This is a genomic window from Capnocytophaga sp. oral taxon 412 str. F0487 (assembly GCF_000271925.1).
Classification (GTDB): Bacteria; Bacteroidota; Bacteroidia; order Flavobacteriales; family Flavobacteriaceae; genus Capnocytophaga; species Capnocytophaga ochracea.
The window spans coordinates 1-20446 of sequence record NZ_AJZR01000024.1; the positions used below are offsets into that span (position 1 = coordinate 1).

Consider the following 20446-nt stretch of genomic DNA (forward strand, 5'->3'; position numbering starts at 1 on the left):
AAGCCGTAAAAGTGAATGAAAAAGAAGAAGGAAAATCAGTAAAAGAAAAGGGTACAAGGGAAGTAGCGCTGGAAAAACTCGTAGATAGTATCGAAAACCTGATGTTCCAAAGCGAGGTTATCACTTCGGAAAAAGGGGTGAACACACTCGGCTTTGGCTTCCCCATACTGTTGCGTCGGGATATGGGCGACGGACAACTAACAGCTGCGCCCATCCTGATTTGGTCGGTGAAGATAAAGCCAGCTAACCAAATGAATACGTGGGTAATAAGCCGTAGCGAGGAAGATCCTATCTACCTAAATGAGGTGCTCATCAACCACCTGCAAAACGATTCGGGCGTAAGCCTTAAACCTATCCCCAACGAGATGCTGGAAGACGGCAAAATCGATAAACCTGAACTGCACTCTCTTTGCTCGGATATCCTCAACCAACTGAAAGTTACCCAAAACTTGGATTTCCTGCTGAACAACTATACCGAAATTCTCCCCCTAAAAACCAAAGCAGCATATGAAGAACTTTTGCCTAACAAGGGTGATGCTTTTATAGAAAAAAGCGGTATCCTCTCCCTCTTTGAAGTGCAAAAACAGAACATCATCAACGATTACGAATCGCTGAAAAAGGAATTTGTGCCTTTGCAGGCAACAGCCAATGAACAATTCCAATCGCTAAGTGCTATTGAAACCGACCCCTCTCAACAATTGATTTTGGAATCGCTGAAAAGTCAGCAGAAAATACTTATTCAAGGTCCCCCAGGTACGGGCAAGAGCCAAACGCTCACGGCGATTCTCATCAATGCTTTGGAAAACAAACAGAAAACACTAGTAGTATGCGAGAAGCAAACTGCCCTTGAAGTGCTCTACAACGCCTTGCAAAACAAAGGTTTGGGCAGGTATTGTACAATGATAAAAGATGCCATTGCCGACCGCAGATTCATTGTCGATGCCGTGCGTAACCATATCGATAATGCCGAGTTTAAAAAAGAAACACCAGCTTTCCTCGAAAATCTCCTTACCGAACAAGTGCAGGCAATGCGCAAAATTACAACAGATATCAATGCTATTCACCACAAACTCAACCAACCGCTCCTCAACCAACTGTCGTGGACAGATGTAATGGCGGAACTAATGCATTATGAAACTGATAGAGAAGAACTCAACCTCTCGGCTTTTTCCTTTCAATTTACTGATGAAGAATTTGCCTCTCTCGCCCCCCTTTGGCAACAAGGTGAGGCGCTCTATCAGCGATATGCACCCTACGCTCAAAATCATTTGTTCAACCCCAAAAAACTCACCGCTACCAATCTGTTTAACACCCAGCAACAACTCGCCGAAGCCTTCAAGCAATACGCACAACAATGGGAGGTTATCCAGCAGCAGGTAGCCGTTTATAAAGCCTATTACCTGCACAAGCGCAAAGAGGAATTTGTACAACAGTTGGACACCTTAGCGCAATATCGCAATGAGTATGAGCTGATTACCGCTACTCTCCCTCCTACTTCACCTGTGTATCAACCAGAGGTAACCAAAGGATTTTTCTACAAACTCTCGGCTCTCTTTTCTGCCGAGAAAAAGCAGGTGCTGAAAACCCAAAAACGCTTGCAAGAACTCTGTACTGCGATTAAAGCACTCAGTTTGCACCGCAATTTTTCGTCGATTGCTATTTCGGATAACTTATTGCTCAACAAAACTGTTATCGCTGAGTACACTCCTGCTATTGCCCAAGCGCAAACCGATTTCGACAGCAAAGTCAATGCTGATTTTGCTACCTTAGACCTGCTGAATTACTACGAACGCTCGTTTATAAACGCCGATTTAGACAAGCTCATAAGCGAAGTAAAATCGCTTAAAAACCGCATAGAAGCTGATAATTGGCTCGACGCTGTCAATTTTGGCAATACCTTTGCTGAGTTCAAAGCCTTTATCACCCGCAGTTTAGCGACCTACAACAGCTATCAAGCCGACCCTGAACAGCCTTTGGTAGCTCAGTACGAGTGGTTTGCATTCTTCCAATCGCTCAACGATTTCCAAGAGCGCATTGTTTTATCTCTTACCAAAGTAACCCATTGGGAAGCTTCCTTCCTCTACGCTTATTACACCTTGCTCTTGCAACGAAATGCCGATGATTCGTTAAACTTCAACGAGCAAAATTACGCCGATTTTAAAAAGAAAGTACATTACTTTGCCTCTACCCAAAAAGATTTTATCGAGGGCTACTGGAATACCCAACAACGCAAAGCCGTAAAAACGTTTGAAGAGACCAACAAAGAGCTCACTGTGGCGAACCTCTACAACAAACGCAAAAGTGAAAAACACAACCGACTTACTTTGAGACAAATAGCGATGAAGGACACCGACCTCTTTACGAGTTTCTTCCCTATTATCCTCACCACCTCCGATGCTTGTTGCAATTTGTTTGAGGGCAAGAATTTCTATTTTGACAATGTGGTGTTTGACGAGGCGAGTCAGCTGAAACTTGAAGACAACCTGCCGGCTATGCTCAAAGGCAAGACGATTATCATCGCAGGTGATGAACACCAAATGCCGCCGTCTAACTATTTTAGCAAAGTATTCGACGGTACTGCCGAAGATGATGACGATAACGAGGAAGAAGATGAAGTGCTCACCTACAAAAACGCAATGCTGAACATAGAGTCGCTCTTGGATTACGCTTTGGAATACCAATTCAGTAAGAACCATTTAGATTTTCACTATCGTTCTAAACACCCTTATCTGATTGATTTTTCTAACCACGCTTTCTACAACGCCCGATTGCGTCCGCTACCCAGTACCGAAAATCGTATTCCTATCCATTTCACTCAGGTAAATGGCACTTTCGATGAGCATATCAACCGTGAGGAAGCCGCCGAAGTATTGCGTATCCTCTCGCAAATAGAGCCTCGTCCTGACGGTAGTTATCCATCGGTGGGGATTGCGACTTTCAATATCACCCAGCGCAACTACATACGCAAACAGATACTCCAAAAGCAAAACGACCCTACCCAAAAGGCTTTCCGCGAGAAAATCAACGCCTTAGAGCAAGCAGGACTCTTTATCAAGAACTTGGAGAACATACAAGGTGACGAGCGCGATATCATCATCTTATCGGTAACTTATGGCAAGAAGAAAGGCGGCAAGTTCGTACAGAGTTTTGGTCCGCTGAACTTCTCCAAAGGCTACAAACTGCTGAATGTGATTATCACCCGCGCCAAGGAACAGATATACGTGTGCAACTCTATCCCCGAAGAATTGTTAGCAACCTATAAAGATGCTTTAGCTCAAGAAGGTGCTAACAACCGTCGCGCTGTGGTCTACGCCTACCTCGCCTACGCCCGTGCCGTAAGCGACGGCAATGATGCCCTTCGCCGTGAAATCCTATCGGAACTCGACCTCTACGGACACAAACACATCGATGTCGACCAGCAAAGTAAAAGTGCTTTTAAAGAACAAACCTACCGTCAGCTCAAAGAAAAATACCCCGACCAGCGTATTACAATGGACTACGAGTTTGGTGGTTATACTATCGATATTTTGTTAGCACCCAAAGAAGGCAAGCCTGTAGCTGTAGAATGCCTTAGCAAACCCCTTTACAACAACGATTTAGCCTATTTAGAAGACCTGCACAAGGAAAAAATATTGCTCAACGCCGGCTTTGACTACAAAAGAAAATGGGCGAAATGAGCGCACAGGCAGGTGGAATATCAGAAAGACCGTAACAAGAAAAATAAAAAAGCGACTCCTAAGGAGTCGCTTTTTCTATACGGAATTATATCTTTAGTTAAACGTTTATTTTACTTTTTCTACAATAGCTTTGAACGCTTCGGGGTGGTTCATTGCCAAATCGGCAAGAACTTTACGGTTGAGCTGGATATCAGCTGCTTTAAGTTTACCCATAAATTGAGAGTAAGACAATCCGTGCAAGCGAGCTCCTGCGTTGATACGCACAATCCACAAAGCGCGGAAGGTTCTCTTCTTGTTACGGCGGTCGCGATAAGCGTACTGCATTGCTTTCTCAACAGCGTTTTTGGCTACCGTCCAAACGTTTTTTCTGCGGCCAAAGAAACCTTTGGCTTGCTTCATTATTTTTTTTCTACGAGCTCTACGAGCTACAGCATTTACTGATCTTGGCATAAATTCCTTTTTTTTAATTTTTGTAGCAGGTGGTTTGTGCTTAAAACAAACTCTTAGGGGTACCTACTCCACGGTTATTAATTTCCTACTATTTAAACAATTATTTTAAGCCTAATTGTTTCTTCACGCTTGCTTCGTCGTTAGAGTGAACGAGCGTAGCGTGGGTGAGTGCTAACTTGCGTTTTTTAGCTTTCTTAGTTAAGATGTGGCTTTTGAACGCGTGTTTTCTCTTGATTTTACCAGAGCCGGTGAGCTTGAAACGCTTTTTAGCTCCAGATTTAGTTTTAATTTTTGGCATTTGCTTAGATTTTTATTGATATAATTCCGTCCTCCCCCTGCCCCTCCCAAGGAGGGGAGTTATGGGAGTTTATTTTTGCCCTCACTTTTATCCTCCCCTTGGGGGAGGGTTAGGGAGGGGATTATTTTTTCTTGGGTAAGGGTGCGAGGAACATCGTCATACGTTTTCCTTCGAGTTTAGGCATTTGTTCTACTTTGCCATAGTCTTCGAGGTCGGTAGCGAGGCGCAAGAGGAGGATTTCCCCTTGGTCTTTATAGATGATAGAGCGACCTTTGAAGAATACGTAGGCTTTTACTTTGGAGCCTTCTTTAAGGAACTTCTCGCCGTGTTTCTTTTTAAACTCATAGTCGTGGTCATCGGTTTGAGGGCCGAAGCGAATTTCCTTAATTACTACCTTAGTAGCTTTGGCTTTTAGCTCTTTCTCACGCTTCTTTTGTTCGTAAAGGAATTTCTTATAATCGATTACCTTACAAACAGGAGGCGTGGCGTTTGGTGAAATTTCCACCAAATCGAGTTCTAATTCATTAGCAATTTCTAATGCTTTGCGAGTGGGGTATACGCCTCCTTCGACGTTTTCCCCTACCAAACGCACCTCAGGAACGCGGATATCGCGATTGATACGATGAGGTTGTTTGTCATCTCTGCCCGGTGTGTTACTTTTTTTTATGATGGCTATTTAAATTTTATCCCCACCCCAATCCCTCCCCTTGGGGGAGGGAGAAGGGCTATTGGAATTGTTTAATACTCTTGTTAATTTCGTCATTGATGAGTTTAGCGAAAGCTTCTACGCTCATACTGCCTAAATCTTCACCACCGCGTTTGCGCACTGATACGGTGCCTTCTTTCTCTTCATTCTCGCCGACAATGAGCATATACGGGATTTTTTGGGTTTCGGCTTCACGTATTTTTTTGCCCATAGTTTCAGCACGATTGTCTATCAGGGTGCGAATATCGGAATTTTCTAACAATCTCAAAACTTTTTGAGCATATTTTTCATATTTTTCACTCAATGATAGCACAATAGCTTGACTCGGGTTGAGCCATAATGGGAAGTTTCCGGCAGTGTGTTCCAATAAAATGGCTACGAAACGCTCCATACTTCCGAAAGGCGCACGGTGAATCATTACAGGGCGGTGCATTTCATTATCAGCGCCTTTATACCAAAGGTCGAAACGCTCTGGGAGGTTATAATCTACCTGAATAGTACCGAGTTGCCAGCTTCTGCCTAAGGCATCTTTCACCATAAAGTCGAGTTTAGGGCCATAGAAAGCGGCTTCACCTGTTTCGATTACATAGCTCAAGCCTTTTTCTTTCGCAGCGTTGATGATGGCATTTTCGGCTTTTGCCCAATTCCCATCACTACCGATGTACTTGGTAGGGTTTTCGGGGTCGCGCAACGATACTTGTGCGGTAAAATTGTCGAATCCAAGAGAGCCGAATACATAGAGCACCAAGTCGATTACGTGTTTGAACTCGTCGTCTAACTGCTCAGGAGTACAGAAGATGTGTGCATCATCTTGGGTAAAGCAACGCACACGGGTTAAACCGTGTAACTCGCCACTTTGCTCGTAGCGATATACTGTACCAAACTCGGCGAAACGTTTAGGCAAATCTTTATAACTCCAAGGGTGTGAATTGTATATCTCGCAGTGATGCGGACAGTTCATCGGTTTTAGTAAATACTCCTCACCTTCGTTAGGGGTGGCAATGGGTTGGAAACTATCTTTCCCGTATTTATCCCAGTGACCTGAGGTTACATACAAATTCTTATGACCGATATGTGGGGTAACTACCTGCTCGTAACCGGCTTGTTTTTGGGCTTTGCGCAAGAAGGCTTCGAGGCGTTCGCGCAAGGCAGCCCCTTTGGGTAACCAGAGAGGTAAGCCTTGTCCTACCTTGTTAGAGAAGGTAAAGAGTTCGAGTTCTTTACCGAGCTTACGGTGGTCGCGTTTCTTAGCTTCTTCAAGCAGTTCGAGGTATTCGGTGAGTTCTTTTTGTTTAGGGAATGAGATACCATACACACGAGTAAGTTGTGGGTTGTGCTCATCACCACGCCAATAAGCCCCAGCAGCGCTGAGTACTTTTACGGCTTTCACAAAGCCCGTGTTAGGGATATGTCCACCACGACAAAGGTCGGTGAAGGTGCTGTGGTCGCAGAAGGTGATCGTACCATCTTCGAGAGCTTCGATGAGTTCGGTTTTGTACTCATTTTTGCCAGCGTAGTACGACAAGGCTTCGGCTTTGCTCACAGGGCGCATTTTGAAAGGGTGTTTGCCACGAGCAATTTCCAAGAATTTAGCTTCGATAGCAGGAAAATCTTTTTCGGAAATAGGTTTGCCGTTAAAATCGACATCGTAATAGAAACCATTAGCGATAGCAGGTCCTATGGTGAGCTTGATACCGGGGTAGAGCTCTTCGAGTGCTTGTGCCAAGATGTGCGCTGAGGAGTGCCAGAAAGCTTTTTTACCTTCGGGACTATCCCAAGTGTATAATGTTAAGCTACCGTCGGTCGTCAGGGGGGTAACGGTTTCTACGGTATTGCCATTGAAGCTGGCAGAAAGGACGTTACGCGCCAGTCCCTCGCTGATAGAGGCTGCGATTTCGGCGGGAGTAATCCCACTTTGGTACTCTTTTACAGAGCCGTCGGGTAGTGTGATTTTAATCATTTTTTTGTTGTTGAAAATTGGTGTTGTTGTGTTAGAAAGTGCAAAAGTACAAAATAATTAGTAATTGACAATAAATAATGAAGAAAAATATTTAGAAAATGAGGTAAATACCGATAATCAACTTTGCCAAAGGTGCGAGCCGCACAGGCAGTGTGAGCCACACGGGCAGGAAAAATTAGGAAATGAGAAAATGAGAAAATTAGCAAATGTGGAGGGGTTGAGGAGTTCGGAAGGAAACGGAGGGATTCGGAAGGTTGAGTTGAGCTGGAAGGTAAAAAATGAGCTGTAAATTGGGTGGGGTTAGCTTATAGAGAGCTTATAGGAAGCTTATACGAATCTTGGACGATTGGTATAGAAAGGGTATGTAAATAGTTGGTTCATAATATAATACAACAAGGCTAAAAGCGGTAAAAACGGGGTTTCGAGGCGAAAGAAAGAGAATCCTCACCCCGACCCTCTCCCAAGGAGAGGGGGAATGTAGTGACGGGAAAGTGAAAGAAATGACGAATGACGAATGACGAAAAAGGGGGAATGTGGCGAGTCATTTATTCGGTAAGCCCCCGAACCCCCGAAGGGGGACAAGCTGGAAAAGGAAACAAACCTCCCCTTTTACACATACTCCGCTCTCGCGATACACATACCCAGCTATTGCTGGCTACCTTCAAAGGGGAAATGTAGTGACGGAAAAAAAGAGGGGTAGCGATAAAAAAGGGAAGGCAAGATGAAGGAATGATTTTTGGTTGATAAATTTAACTGATAATTAATGTATTGGTGGGGCTAAGGTGAGATTAAGAATAAAAAAACACGGAAAAAATTTGCAGTTAAAAAAAACTGTTGTACTTTTGCGCCGTCAATCATTGAAACGTTCATCATTTGCGGGTGTGGTGAAATTGGTAGACACGCTAGACTTAGGATCTAGTGCTTCACGGCGTGGGGGTTCGAGTCCCTTCACCCGCACAAGAGCCTTAATTCATCAGTAAGTGAATTAAGGCTTTTTTATTTTTATGGTAGGGTAAAGATAAAGGAGATTGGCAAGTATTAGTATAAAGTCCCCGAGCCCCCGAAGGGGGACAATCTGCAAAAGCGAAGGGGGGAAGGGACACAAAAGTGATTTTGATTTGCTATAAAACAGACAATAACTATGCAGAAAACAACTATCATCAGTATTATTCCTCTGCTCGTATTCGTAGCATTATTTTTAGGTAGTGGGTTGTATTTCGACAACTTCTACTCGCTACCTGCTCCTATTATTGCGCTTTTTTCGGTGGTAGTGGCTTTGCTTATCTACCGAGCTCCTATGAAAGAGAAAATAGGATTGTTCTTTAAAGGGGCGGGTGATAGCAATGTACTACAAATGTGTATGATTGCACTTTTGGCTGGGGCATTTGCTTCGGTGGCTAATGCTTTGGGAAGTACGCATAGTATTGTGAATATGGGTATGTATTACATCTCGCCAGAGTATTTTCCGGTAGGGATTTTTATCATTGCATCGTTTCTTTCATTTGCTACGGGCACTTCGGTGGGTACTATAATGACGCTTTCGCCGATAGTGTTTGACCTTGCTACCCAAAGCCAATCGAACACGGCACTCATAGGCGCATCACTGCTATCGGGGGCGATGTTTGGGGATAACTTATCTCTTATTTCGGACACAACGATTGCCGCCACGCAGTCGGTTGGATGTCAGATGAACGAAAAGATGAAGGCGAATGCTAAAATTGCGATACCAATGGCGATTTTAACGGTTATCATACTGCTGTTGATAGGAAATCCTGACGCTGAAAATCACCTTCACAATCAGTTGTATAGCGATTTTAACGCTGTGCTTATTTTGCCTTATGTGGCGGTGGTGGTAATTGCGCTTTTTGGGGTAAACGTATTTGTGTCGCTTTTCTTAGGTATTCTTATCTCGGGGGTGATAGGGTTTGCGTACGGCAAGTTTCATTTCTTGCAGTTTGCTACCGATATTCACAAAGGTTTTATGGGAATGGCTGATACCTTCTTCTTATACTTTATCATAGGAGGATTGGCGTTTTTGGTAGAGCATTTTGGCGGGATTCGGTTTTTGATGAACCTCATTACTCAGCGCATCAAAAGTGGCTCGTCGGCTCTTTTAGGGATGGGCTTTTTGGTGACAGTAGCCGATGTGTGCGTGGCGAATAACACGGTGGCTATTCTTATCGCTTCGAAAACGAGCAAAACGATTGCTGAACAGTTTAAAATACCGTTGCGCAGTGTGGCATCGGTATTGGATATCTTCTCTTGTTATGCGCAGGGGCTTATCCCATATGGAGCGCAGGTAATTGCCCTATACAAATTTGCCGACACGATAGATTACCCCCAGCTGGTGATGTATGCTATTTACTTACATTTACTGCTGATAGGTACTTTGGGGTATATTTATGTGGGTAAAAAGTAATAAAAAAGTTGTTTTTACACAGCATTAACAGTGATGTCTTCTACTTTATAAGTGTTTGTATTCTATTAAACTACATAAGTTTATCATAACAGACTATAAAATTATTGTAAAATAATTGCAAAAAAATTTGCAATTATCAAAATATTGTTTTAATTTTACGGCGAATTTAATTGACTTACCTAAAAGCCAATCTTTTGACTTTTCCGTAGCCAGAATACCAAACCTTATGAACGACCCACTATTGCTACCATACCTCCCTGTTATTCAGGGAAGGCATCAGCACTTTATCGATGTCCTTCATAGAGTGCAAGGGGACGCTAAGTGCCTGGCTGATGCTTGTAATTCGCACCTCTACTACGGTCTGCACCGTACTCATACAGAATGGGTGCTACGCGAGTGGGCTCCAAATGCAACAGCTATCTTTCTTCTTTGTGATAGCAACGACTGGCAAAAAAACAAACACTATTCTTTCACTAAACTAAACGACCAAGACTGGGAATTGCGTATTCCTGCTAATATCCTCCGCCACGAAATGCTCTACAAACTACTCGTGGAATGGGAAGGAGGCAGTGGCGAACGCCTCCCCTCACATACTATCCGCGCCGTGCAGGACGATTATACCAAGGTGTTTTCCGCCCAAGTGTGGTGCCCCGAGCACCCCTACCCTTGGCAACACCCGCGCCCAAAAGCTGCTCCACATCCGCTTATCTACGAAGCACACATCGGGATGAGTACTGAGCACCAGCGCGTGAGTACTTTTATAGAGTTTCGCCTCTATGTACTGCCCCGTATCGCTGCTTTGGGCTACAACACCATCCAGCTGATGGCAATACAAGAGCACCCTTACTACGGTTCTTTTGGCTATCAGGTGGCTAACTTCTTTGCGGTGAGTTCACGCTTTGGCACCCCCGAAGAACTCAAAGAACTCATCGATGCTGCCCACGGCTTGGGCATACGTGTACTGCTTGATATTGTACACTCGCATTCGGTAAGCAATGAGGCAGAAGGGCTCAGCTACTTCGACGGTACCGACTATCTTTACTTCCACCGCGGTGAGCGCGGTAAACACCCCGCTTGGGACTCCCGCTGTTTTGACTATGGTAAGCCCCAAGTACTCAACTTCCTACTCTCTAACTGCAAATACTGGCTTGAAGAGTTCCGCTTCGACGGTTTCCGTTTTGACGGCGTTACCAGTATGATTTATTACGATCACGGTTTGGGCAAAGCCTTTACCAATTATAGTTTCTATTATGATGGCAATGAGGACGACGACGCTTTGGTGTATCTCACTATGGCTAACCAACTTATTCACGAGCTCTACCCCGAAGCGCTGACCATTGCCGAAGAGATGAGCGGATTGCCTGGTCTTGCCTCACCTATTGCTGAAAAAGGCATAGGCTTCGATTACAAGCTAAGTATGGGTATTCCCGATTATTGGATTAAGCTCCTCAAAGAAGTCCCCGATGAGCAGTGGCACGTAGGCAATATCTATTACGAACTGACTAACAAACGCGCCGAAGAACGCACCATCAGTTATGCCGAAAGCCACGACCAAGCCTTGGTGGGTGATAAAACGATTTTTTTCTGGCTTACTGATAAGGAAGTATATACCGGAATGAGCGTATTCGACCACAGTCTCATCATCGACCGTGCAATAGCTTTGCACAAGATGATACGTTTGGTAACTCTTGGCACCGCAGGTGGGGGATACCTCAACTTTATGGGCAACGAATGGGGACACCCTGAGTGGATTGACTTTCCGCGTGCTGGCAACAACTGGAGTTATGCCCACGCACGCAGGCTATGGAGTTTGGTAGACAATACCGACTTGAAGTTTAAATACCTCAACGCTTTTGATAGCGCGATGATACACTTTGCCGCCGAAAGCAAATTCCTCGACCGTGAACCTCGTGTGTTGGTGCGCGACATCGAGCGACAGCTACTCATATTCGAGCGCAGTGGGTACTTATTTGTTTTCAGTTTTAACCCCACTACCTCTTACACCGATTATCAGTTTGATGTGCCAGCAGGTAAATACATTACCGTTCTTAATACCGATAACCTCGCCTTTGGAGGAGACAACCGCATTGATGAAAGCGTAGAGCATTTTACGCAGTACACCGGCAAGGAGAATTTGCTGTCGTTGTACATACCCGCGAGAATTGGCTTTATATTGAAATTAGCAAACTAACGATTTTAAAAGCCTCGCACGGATTTCACGAATCTCACAGATTTATATGTATAAGAGTTCTTATATTTTGTATATCTTTTCCACTGATTACTCACCTTCGGTGAGAGATAGCACAGACTAAAGCACCCTAGTGAAGGTGAAAAAAAACCAACAATAAATAAGATAGAAGATGATAGTAGAAGAAGAGCTTAGTTATAAAGTAAGAGGAGCTATTTATGAAGTGTATAACCAATTAGGTACAGGTTTATTAGAAAGTGTTTATGCTACCGCTTTAAAATACGAACTAGAAAATAAAGGTTTGAAAGTACTTTCAGAAGTACCTATTCCTATTGTTTATAAAGGAGTTATGTTAAAAACTGCTTTTAGATTAGATTTATTGGTAGAGGATAAGATTATTTTAGAGTTAAAATCAGTAGAGGAGATAAAACCTATATACAAGAAACAACTGTTAACCTATTTAAAACTTACTCATAAAAAAGTAGGATTTTTAGTAAATTTCAATGAAGTAGATATTAATAAAGGTATTGTTAGATTGGTAGCATAGCTGAATTAGGTAATCTGTGAAAATCTCAGCAACTTGTTGCTGTAATCCGTGGCACAAATAAACATTATAAAAAGAAATATCCGTGAAGAAATCTGTGAGATTCGTGAAATCTGTGTGAGATATTCCAGCAATGCTGGCAAAGTATATACTACAACCTAAATTGTAAATTATTAATCGTAAATTGTTAATTGAAATATGAGTTATTTATCATTTAAAAAAGACCAACTAATTAATCTTGAATACTCTCTGGATAGAGAGTTTCTCGGTACGAACCGAGGGGGAGGCTACTGCTCCTCTACTCTCGTTTTTTGCAATACCCGTAAATACCACGGGCTACTAGTAGTGCCTATTGAAAAGTTCAGAGGCAAAAACTACGTGATGCTCTCCTCCTTAGATGAAAGTATCATTCAGCACGGACGCGATTTCAATTTCGGCGTTCATAAATACGAAGGTACCTATGAACCGCGCGGGCATAAGTATATCGTAGATATTTCATACGAAAAAGCATTTACCGTTACTTACCAAGTAGGTGGCGTACTGCTGAAAAAAGAAATCTTGATGATGCACAATGCTCCCCAAGTATTGATACGCTATACACTACTAGAAGCTCATTCGGCTACCCTTTTGCGCCTAAACCCTCTCTTGGCTTTCCGCGATATCCATTCTCTTAGCAAGCAAAACCCCGTAGCCAATACCCAAGCTGAAGCGGTAGGCGGTGGTGTGCGTGTAAAACTATACCCAGAGTTTCCTTATCTCTATATGCAACTCAGTAAATCCGCTAATTTTGGCGGTGGGGCTTATTGGAACAACAACATCTATTACACCAAGGAAAAAGAACGCGGGTATGACTACCTAGAAGACCTCCTAAGTGTAGGAGCTTTCGAAGTGAGCCTCAAGAAAGGCGAAAGCATCGTCTTTTCAGCCAGCTTAGAGGAAGCTAATCCTAAGAACCTTGCAAAGGATTTTACCAAGTACCTCAAAGAGCGCGCCGACCGCAATTCGTTTGAAGAATGCTTGCAGTACGCTGCCTCTCAGTTTATTATTCACAAGGCAGGCGAAACCCGTATCAAGGCAGGTTATCACTGGTTCGACAGCAATATGCGCGACACTTTTATTGCCTTACCAGGTATTGCTCTATCGGGCAGTACAGCCAAGATATTTGAAGACGTGCTCACTTCTACTCAAAAATACTTCTACGAAGGGCTTTTTGCTAAGGAAATCAGTACGCACAATATACACCCTGAATATGATGCCGACACCTCGTTGTGGTTCTTCTGGACGCTTCAACAGTATGAAAAGGAAACTATTAAGAGTAAGAAACAACTTTGGAAGGAGTATGGCGATACAATCAAAAGTATCTTAAACGCCTACAAACAAGGTATTCATAAGAATATCCGTATGGAAGCTAACGGACTTATTTGGAGTGATGACCTTACACGTCCGCTTACGTGGTTTGATGCGCAAAGCGATTACGGCGCTATCGTACCACGCAACGGTTATGTAGTAGAAGTGAATGCCCTCTGGTATAATGCCGTGTGTTACGCCCTTGCCTTAGCAGAAGAGGCAAAAGATAAGGCTTTCTTAGGCGAGTGGTTTACGCTACCTGAAACCATCGAAAAGAGCTTTGTAGAGACTTTTTGGATAGAGGACAAGAAATACCTTGCCGATTATGCCAACCGCACGAATAAAAACGTAGATGTACGACCTAATCAGCTCATTGTTTGCGCGCTTGACTATGCTCCCATAAACGAGAAAACCAAGAAGAGAGTATTGGACATTGTCACCCAAGAGTTGCTCACCCCTCGCGGATTGCGCAGTTTATCTCCTCAAAACCCTCGTTATGAAGGCGTGAGTGTAGGCAATGTATATGTGCGCGACAAAGCCACATTCAACGGGTCAGCACACCCTTGGTTTATTGGGTTCTATATAGAGGCTTATCTGAAAATCTTTGGAGCACAGTACCTGCCAGAAGCGCAAGCTATCTTGGAAAACTTTGAAGAAGAGCTCAACGAACACGGCGTATGTACTATATCGGCTATTTACGACGGCAATCCACCATTCCACTCACGCGGTTGTATTGCCAAAGCTAAGAATGTAGCTGAGATATTACGTGCTCAATGGCTACTGAGCCAGATGCCTGCAACACTTTGAGAAAGTTACTTTAATATGATAAAAAATATCTTAATATTATTGATATGTGTCTTGTGCTGTTCTTGCCTTAGTAAAGAAAGTGATTACACCAATAATGGAGTTAAAGAAGTACAAAAAGTGACACTTACAATTACAGGAGAGATAGGAGAAGCCTTTAGTTGGCCTGAAGTGAAATTCGAATGTTTTAAAGCACTAATAGGTAATAAAGAACTTTGTTTTAGCAACAACCAAATAAAAGGTATTACCCTTGAAAAAGGTTATAAATATCAGTTGAAAGTCAAGAGAATCATCTATGACTACCCTATTCAAGATGGTAACCTGCCCGATGATTATGAGTTAATCAGCATCATCTCAAAACAAAAATTAGAATAACGCTCTTCTTGCTCCCCGCGTGGGAGGGGATTGGGGAAGGAATAAATAAAAGCATATGAAGAAAGCAAGAGTATTAATGTTTGGATGGGAATTTCCCCCTCATATCAGTGGGGGATTAGGAACAGCCTGCTTAGGTATTGCCCAAGGATTGGCTAAAAACGGCGTAAAAGTGCTGTTTGTGATGCCAAAAGCCTCCGGTGATGAGGACGGCAATGTGGCTAAGATTATCAACGCTAGCGATGTAGAGATGTTGCAAAACGCTGAAAAGATTGAAGATTTCTGGAAACACATCAATTTTATGGAGATAGGTTCGAACCTCGTGCCTTACCTGGACCCCGAAACCTTCGCCCGCGAACGCGACCAATACCTCAAAGAAGGCGAACACCGCGAGCGCATTTCGTATCATAACAAATTTCAGTTTTCAGGCAAATACGGTGCAAATCTGATGGAGGAGGTCTACCGCTATGCCTTAGTAGCGGGTACGGTTGCCCAACGCTATGAGTTCGATGTGATTCACGCCCACGACTGGCTTACCTATAGCGCGGGTATCATCGCCAAAAAGATTTCCGGCAAGCCCCTTATCGTACACGTACACGCTACCGAATACGACCGTGGGGGCGAGTATAACCGCAACACATTAGTCTACGACATCGAAAAACGCGGTATGGAAGCTGCCGATAGAGTAGTAACCGTGAGCAACTGGACGCGCAATATCGTCATTGAAAAATACGGTATCCCTGCCGAGAAGGTGATTACTGTGCACAATGCAGTAGACTTTAAAGCCGAAACTGATGCCAAAGAAGAACGCGGTATTAAGGATAAAATCGTTACTTTCTTAGGGCGTATCACCTTGCAAAAGGGTCCTGAATACTTCGTTGAGGCAGCTGCAAAAGTGATGAAACGTATGCCTAACGTACGCTTTGTAATGGCAGGTAGTGGCGAGAAGATGAACCCCTTAGTGCGCCGTGTTGCACAATTGGGATTGGGAACCCGCTTCCACTTCACAGGTTTCCTTAGAGGTAACGACGTACAGCGTATGTTCCAATACAGCGATGTGTATGTGATGCCCTCAGTATCTGAGCCCTTTGGGATTTCTCCTTTGGAAGCAATGCGCTCAGGAGTACCTACTATCATCTCCAAACAATCGGGAGTGGCTGAGGTACTGAACCACGCTATCAAAGTAGACTATTGGGATATCAACGCCCTTGCCGATGCTATTTATGGTATTTTGGCTTACCCTACCCTCGCTCATTATATGCAACGTGAAGGGTACGACGAGGTAAATCAACTAAAATGGGAAAAAGCTTCCTTGAAACTCAAAAACATTTACGAATCTTTAATATAAAATAACCAACGATGAAAAAGTCAATTTGTATCTATTTCCAAATCCATCACCCCGAACGTCTTAGAAAGTATCAATTCTTCGACATCGGTAAGAAACATAATTACTTCGATAATTACGCCAATCGCTCTGAGCTTGAAGATTTGGCTGAGCATTGCTATCTACCTGCTAACGCCTTGCTCTTGGAGCTTATCAATAAATACAAAGGCAAGTTCAAAGTAGCTTTTTCTATCACAGGAAGTGCTATCGATCAGCTCGAAATGCACACTCCTGAGGTGATACGCTCTTTCCAAGAACTCGCCCAAACCGGTAGTGTAGAGTTTTTGGCAGAGACTTATTCCCACTCTTTGGCTTCGCTTTCCGATGATACCGATGAGTTCGAACAACAAGTAAAACGACATACTACGGCTATCAAACAGCTCTTTGGTAAGAAGCCTGTAACTTTTCGCAACACCTCTCTCATCTATTCCGATACCATAGGCGAACGCGTCGCAAAACTCGGTTTCAAGACGATGCTCACCGATGGAGCTAAGCACGTATTGGGTTGGAAGAGTCCAAACTTTGTCTACAAAAACGCTATCGACGAAAACCTCAACCTTTTGCTCAAAAACAGCAAACTCAGTGATGATATCGCCATACGCTTTTCCGATAGAAATTGGAGTGAATACCCACTCACTTCCGAAAAGTATATCAGTTGGGTGAAAAACAGCTTGCAAGATAGCGAGGTGCTCAACCTGTTTATGAACTACGAGGTAATAGGCTATTACAACAACGCCCAAAGCGGTATTTTCGACTTCTTGCGCTATTTCATCATCTATATGATGGAAGACGATAACTATGAGTTCTTATTGCCTAAGGAAGTAGCCAAAAAGCACCCTGCTAAAGATGTCTTGCCTGTGCCCTACCCTATTTCGTGGACAGACGAAGAGCGCGATACCACCTCTTGGTTGGGTAACGAGTTACAAAAAGAAGCCTTCCGAGAGCTCTTTAAGATACAACCAGAAGTAAGAAAGAAAAAGAACGCCGACCTCATAGACGATTATACTCGTCTGCAAGCCAGTGAGCACTTCTATTTTATGCGTACTAAGCTTTTTTCGGGGGCGGACTATCACAAGTATCGTTTGCCTTATGACTCGCCCTACGAAGCCTTCATCAACTATATGAACGTGCTCAGCGATTTCATCGAAAGATGCAAACCACACGAGCAAGAAGAGGTGCAAACCACACAAGTAACAAAGAAAAAGAGGCAGACAAGGAAAAAGTGAAAAGTCACTTTTCAGTCCCCTTCTCCCCCTATTTAAGAGAAGTCAGCCAGCTGGCGTAGCTGAGTATGTGAAAGGGGGAAATGTTACCCTCTTTTGAGAAACGCTACCCCTCGAAACCTATGCCCTATGGCGTGTGACCTAAGCACTAAAAGAAAGTTTAATAATAATTTAAAAGCAGACAAGATGAAAAATGTAAAAACAAGGAAAGACAATTTCTTTGAAGAGATTGTCGTTGAAGAACTGAAAGAACTGTCTGGAACCAATAAAGTTGCCGAGACGAACCCCGACGAGATGCCCACAGGACATTTAAGTAGCGAAGAGTTTCTCTATACCACACCTTTTAACGAGAAAAACTCACAGCTCGCCAAGAATACCGACAACGATTTAGTAGAAAACATTATTTACACTCCTTAAATAAAAAGCCCCTCGCTCACGCGAGGGGCTTTTTTGCTCTTTCTCAAATTTGCTATTTTGCTATTTTGTACTACCTTTGCAAAAAAAGAAGAATACAATGCGTTTTTTGAGTTATATCATAGCTTTTTTTACTCACCCCATCTGGTTCCCTATCTACGGAGCTATGGTGGTGCTTTTTAATATCCCTTTCCCTCTCCCGGTAGAGCAAATGAAGTTTACGTGGCTATTATTACTAATAGTTACCATTGCTATCCCTACACTCATCTACCTCATCTTGTTTGTAGTAGGCTGGTTGCAGAACCCTTTTATCATTCCGTTAGAAAAACAAAAATGGCTTTTGTACGGCTATATAGCAATGCTCTTAGGGGTAGCTTTTGGCATCACCCCCATCGACCCCTATCCTATCCTCTACTTCTATGTGATGAACTTAGCTATCAGCTGTTTTATAATTTTGTTTTTACATTTTCTGCGATTGCAAGTCAATATGTTCGCTATGGGAATGGGGGCGCTTACTACCTTCTCAGTATTGCTCAGTATTGCCGTAGAAAAAGATATGACCTACATAATAGCCTTTTTCTTATTCCTCAGCGGAGCCTGTATTTCAGCACAAGCTTACCTCAACCAGAAGTCCTTATGGCTAATGTTTTTAAGTTGGCTCATTGGGGTTTTACCACAGCTCTCGCTACTGTTATTGTTCAGAAATCTAATTTTCGCAATGTAGCAAATTAGCTATTTAAGTCTTTAAACAAATTATCCCTATTATTCATTGCCTACCAATTACCTAAGTAGCACCATTTACCTCCTTAATAATTTACATATTATTCACGGATTTCCACCCCACCCCTCTTTTTCCCCCATCATCACATTCCCCCTTTGAAGGTAGCCAGCGACAGCTGGGTATGTGAGAAGGGGGAAAGGTTTCCTTCACTTTTTTCGTCACTACATTCCCCCTTTTGAAGGTAGCCAGCGACAGCTGGGTATGTGTAAAGGGGGATGTTTCTATTACACGTTCCCATTTACTAATTTTCTAATTTGCTAATTCCCTAATTATCCCTTCTCCTTTCCGTCATACTCCCCCTAGTGCCTATGGCCTAAGACCTAGTGCCTCTTCCTCTTTCTTTCGCCTCGAAACCTCGTTTTTACCATTTTTTGTGTTGTTATATCACATTATGATTCAACCACTTATATACCCTTTCTATACCAATCGTCCAAGATTCGTATAAGCTTCCTATAAGCTCTCTATAAGCTAACCCCACCCTCCTTACACCTTTTTTTCACCAAATTTTCTCTCAGCTTTCTTCCGTTCTTCTCCGATATCTTCCGAATCCTCCTAATAACCTCAACACATCGCTTTTTCATCTCAAACTTTGGCAAAGTTTGAAACTTGGGCAAAGTTGGTTGTTTGGTATTATTGGCATTTACCTCATTTTCCCATTCTCTCATTTTCTAATTTGCTAATTTTCTCATTTCCTAATTTAACAGCCTGTGCGGCTCGCACCTTCTTGCTAATCTAACAATATTTTTTACCAAAAAAGTGATTTTGGAACGATTTTAGCTGTATTTTTTCTTATAAAGAAATAATCAGTTATTTTTATGAAACGCTTTCTATTTGCAAGCATCGCCTGCTCCTTGCTCCTATTGGGTTGTAACAATAGCAACAATAAAAACGGAGAAACTTACCTCCCCTCTTCAGTAGGGCAAATCAACACCCTCGCCGTGGTCATCGATAACGACCTATGGGAAGGCGCCGTAGGCGATACCATTCGCCGTTACTTCGCCGCCCCTATCGATGGACTACCTACGGAAGAACCTATCTTTTCGTTACATCAAGTGCCCCCACAAGTATTTGAAGGCAACACCCGTAACAGTCGCAATGTGCTTATTGTGCATCGCGGTAATAAAAACGAAGCAACTATCAGCGACGATGTATACGCCAAACCACAAGTAGTATGCGAAGTACAAGGCAAACAAGTGCGCGATATAGCCTGTAAAGTCGAAGAATTTCACGACCAGTTTATCCTTGCGTTCAAGAACAACGACCTCAAAGAAACACGTCATCGTTTTAACAATGCCCTTAGCAAAGACAAACAAGTAGAACAAACCTTAGGCTTCAAATTCGTGATGCCCGCCGTGTACCAGGTGAGAAAATACGGCGACAATTTCTTCTGGATAGAACGCCCTATCAAAGGCGGAAGAGCAAGTATTATCCTTTACGAAATGCCTTTGGGAAGTATCCCTGCCGATGAAGAAGGGCGCGCTAAAACCATCGTAAAGATGCGCGATTCCATAGGCAAAAAATATATTCCAGGTCCCAAAGAAGGTATGTATATGGTTACCGAAACCTATTTGGCTCCCAGCATCAGCGAAACGAAGATAAAAGGACGAAAAACCATTGAAAGCAAAGGCTTGTGGGAAGTAAAAGATTTCGCCCTTGGAGGCCCCTATATCAATTATATTATTGAAGACAAAGCTCATAACCGCCTGGTAGTAGCCGAAGGTTTTTTATATGCCCCAGGCGTTGCTAAACGCGATATGCTCTTCGAACTCGAAGCTATTATCAAGTCGATAGAATTTAGTCGTTAGAAAAAGATTGCCAATTCAAAAAAGTTTTGTAATTTTGCACTATATATTATTTCTTTGTTCAGAATCGTCCGTTA

At 43.1% G+C, this 20446-nt stretch carries 16 protein-coding genes and 1 tRNA gene; 13 read left to right on the forward strand and 4 right to left on the reverse strand.

From position 1 onward, the window contains the following. Positions 1–101: 101 nt before the first annotated feature. Positions 102–3677 (forward strand): DEAD/DEAH box helicase, encoded by a 3576-nt coding sequence (locus HMPREF1321_RS03620; protein WP_157461780.1) that lies wholly within the window; start codon positions 102–104, stop codon positions 3675–3677. A 105-nt stretch (positions 3678–3782) separates the two neighbouring features. Here HMPREF1321_RS03620 and rplT read toward each other — a convergent pair whose 3' ends face one another. From rplT to thrS, 4 genes are all read right to left on the reverse strand, one after another. Beyond that, positions 3783–4127 (reverse strand): 50S ribosomal protein L20, encoded by a 345-nt coding sequence (gene rplT / locus HMPREF1321_RS03625; protein ID WP_002674637.1) that lies wholly within the window; start codon positions 4125–4127, stop codon positions 3783–3785. Between the two features lie 100 nt (positions 4128–4227). After that, a complete protein-coding gene (rpmI, locus tag HMPREF1321_RS03630; protein WP_002674635.1) occupies positions 4228–4425 on the reverse strand; it encodes a 50S ribosomal protein L35 in 198 nt (65 codons plus the stop codon). Positions 4426–4546: 121 nt separating this feature from the next. Next, a complete protein-coding gene (gene infC / locus HMPREF1321_RS03635) occupies positions 4547–5044 on the reverse strand; it encodes a translation initiation factor IF-3 (RefSeq protein WP_111971986.1) in 498 nt (165 codons plus the stop codon). A 106-nt stretch (positions 5045–5150) separates the two neighbouring features. Further along, positions 5151–7091 (reverse strand): threonine--tRNA ligase, encoded by a 1941-nt coding sequence (thrS, locus tag HMPREF1321_RS03640; RefSeq protein ID WP_009421493.1) that lies wholly within the window; start codon positions 7089–7091, stop codon positions 5151–5153. A 531-nt stretch (positions 7092–7622) separates the two neighbouring features. On the opposite strand from thrS, the gene HMPREF1321_RS03650 reads away from it, so the two are divergent. From HMPREF1321_RS03650 to HMPREF1321_RS03710, 12 genes are all read left to right on the forward strand, one after another. Then, positions 7623–7769, forward strand: a complete 147-nt coding sequence (locus tag HMPREF1321_RS03650) for a hypothetical protein (RefSeq protein ID WP_034575664.1) — start codon at positions 7623–7625, stop codon at positions 7767–7769. A 197-nt stretch (positions 7770–7966) separates the two neighbouring features. Further along, a tRNA-Leu gene (locus HMPREF1321_RS03655) sits at positions 7967–8048 on the forward strand. 184 nt (positions 8049–8232) lie between these two features. Continuing rightward, the gene (locus tag HMPREF1321_RS03660; protein ID WP_009421509.1) at positions 8233–9510 is read left to right on the forward strand and encodes a Na+/H+ antiporter NhaC family protein; all 1278 of its coding nucleotides are present in this window, start codon (positions 8233–8235) and stop codon (positions 9508–9510) included. Between the two features lie 226 nt (positions 9511–9736). Then, positions 9737–11701: an alpha-amylase family glycosyl hydrolase gene (locus tag HMPREF1321_RS03665; protein WP_009421416.1), complete on the forward strand. Its 1965-nt coding sequence runs from the start codon at positions 9737–9739 to the stop codon at positions 11699–11701. Positions 11702–11870: 169 nt separating this feature from the next. Beyond that, on the forward strand, positions 11871–12245 hold the full coding sequence (locus tag HMPREF1321_RS03670) for a GxxExxY protein (RefSeq protein ID WP_009421412.1): 375 nt from the start codon (positions 11871–11873) through the stop codon (positions 12243–12245). A gap of 195 nt (positions 12246–12440) precedes the next feature. After that, positions 12441–14396 (forward strand): glycogen debranching enzyme N-terminal domain-containing protein, encoded by a 1956-nt coding sequence (locus HMPREF1321_RS03675; protein WP_009421492.1) that lies wholly within the window; start codon positions 12441–12443, stop codon positions 14394–14396. 15 nt (positions 14397–14411) lie between these two features. Next, positions 14412–14768 (forward strand): DUF4377 domain-containing protein, encoded by a 357-nt coding sequence (locus HMPREF1321_RS03680; protein ID WP_009421432.1) that lies wholly within the window; start codon positions 14412–14414, stop codon positions 14766–14768. Between the two features lie 55 nt (positions 14769–14823). Next, positions 14824–16113, forward strand: coding sequence for a glycosyltransferase family 4 protein (locus HMPREF1321_RS03685; RefSeq protein ID WP_009421480.1), 1290 nt, complete (start codon positions 14824–14826; stop codon positions 16111–16113). Between the two features lie 11 nt (positions 16114–16124). Beyond that, positions 16125–17375 (forward strand): glycoside hydrolase family 57 protein, encoded by a 1251-nt coding sequence (locus HMPREF1321_RS03690; protein WP_009421504.1) that lies wholly within the window; start codon positions 16125–16127, stop codon positions 17373–17375. A gap of 183 nt (positions 17376–17558) precedes the next feature. Next, positions 17559–17789: a hypothetical protein gene (locus tag HMPREF1321_RS03695; protein WP_009421486.1), complete on the forward strand. Its 231-nt coding sequence runs from the start codon at positions 17559–17561 to the stop codon at positions 17787–17789. 97 nt (positions 17790–17886) lie between these two features. Beyond that, the gene (locus HMPREF1321_RS03700; RefSeq protein WP_009421420.1) at positions 17887–18510 is read left to right on the forward strand and encodes a hypothetical protein; all 624 of its coding nucleotides are present in this window, start codon (positions 17887–17889) and stop codon (positions 18508–18510) included. Positions 18511–19382: 872 nt separating this feature from the next. Beyond that, the gene (locus HMPREF1321_RS03710) at positions 19383–20372 is read left to right on the forward strand and encodes a DUF4837 family protein (RefSeq protein ID WP_009421497.1); all 990 of its coding nucleotides are present in this window, start codon (positions 19383–19385) and stop codon (positions 20370–20372) included. Positions 20373–20446: the final 74 nt, after the last annotated feature.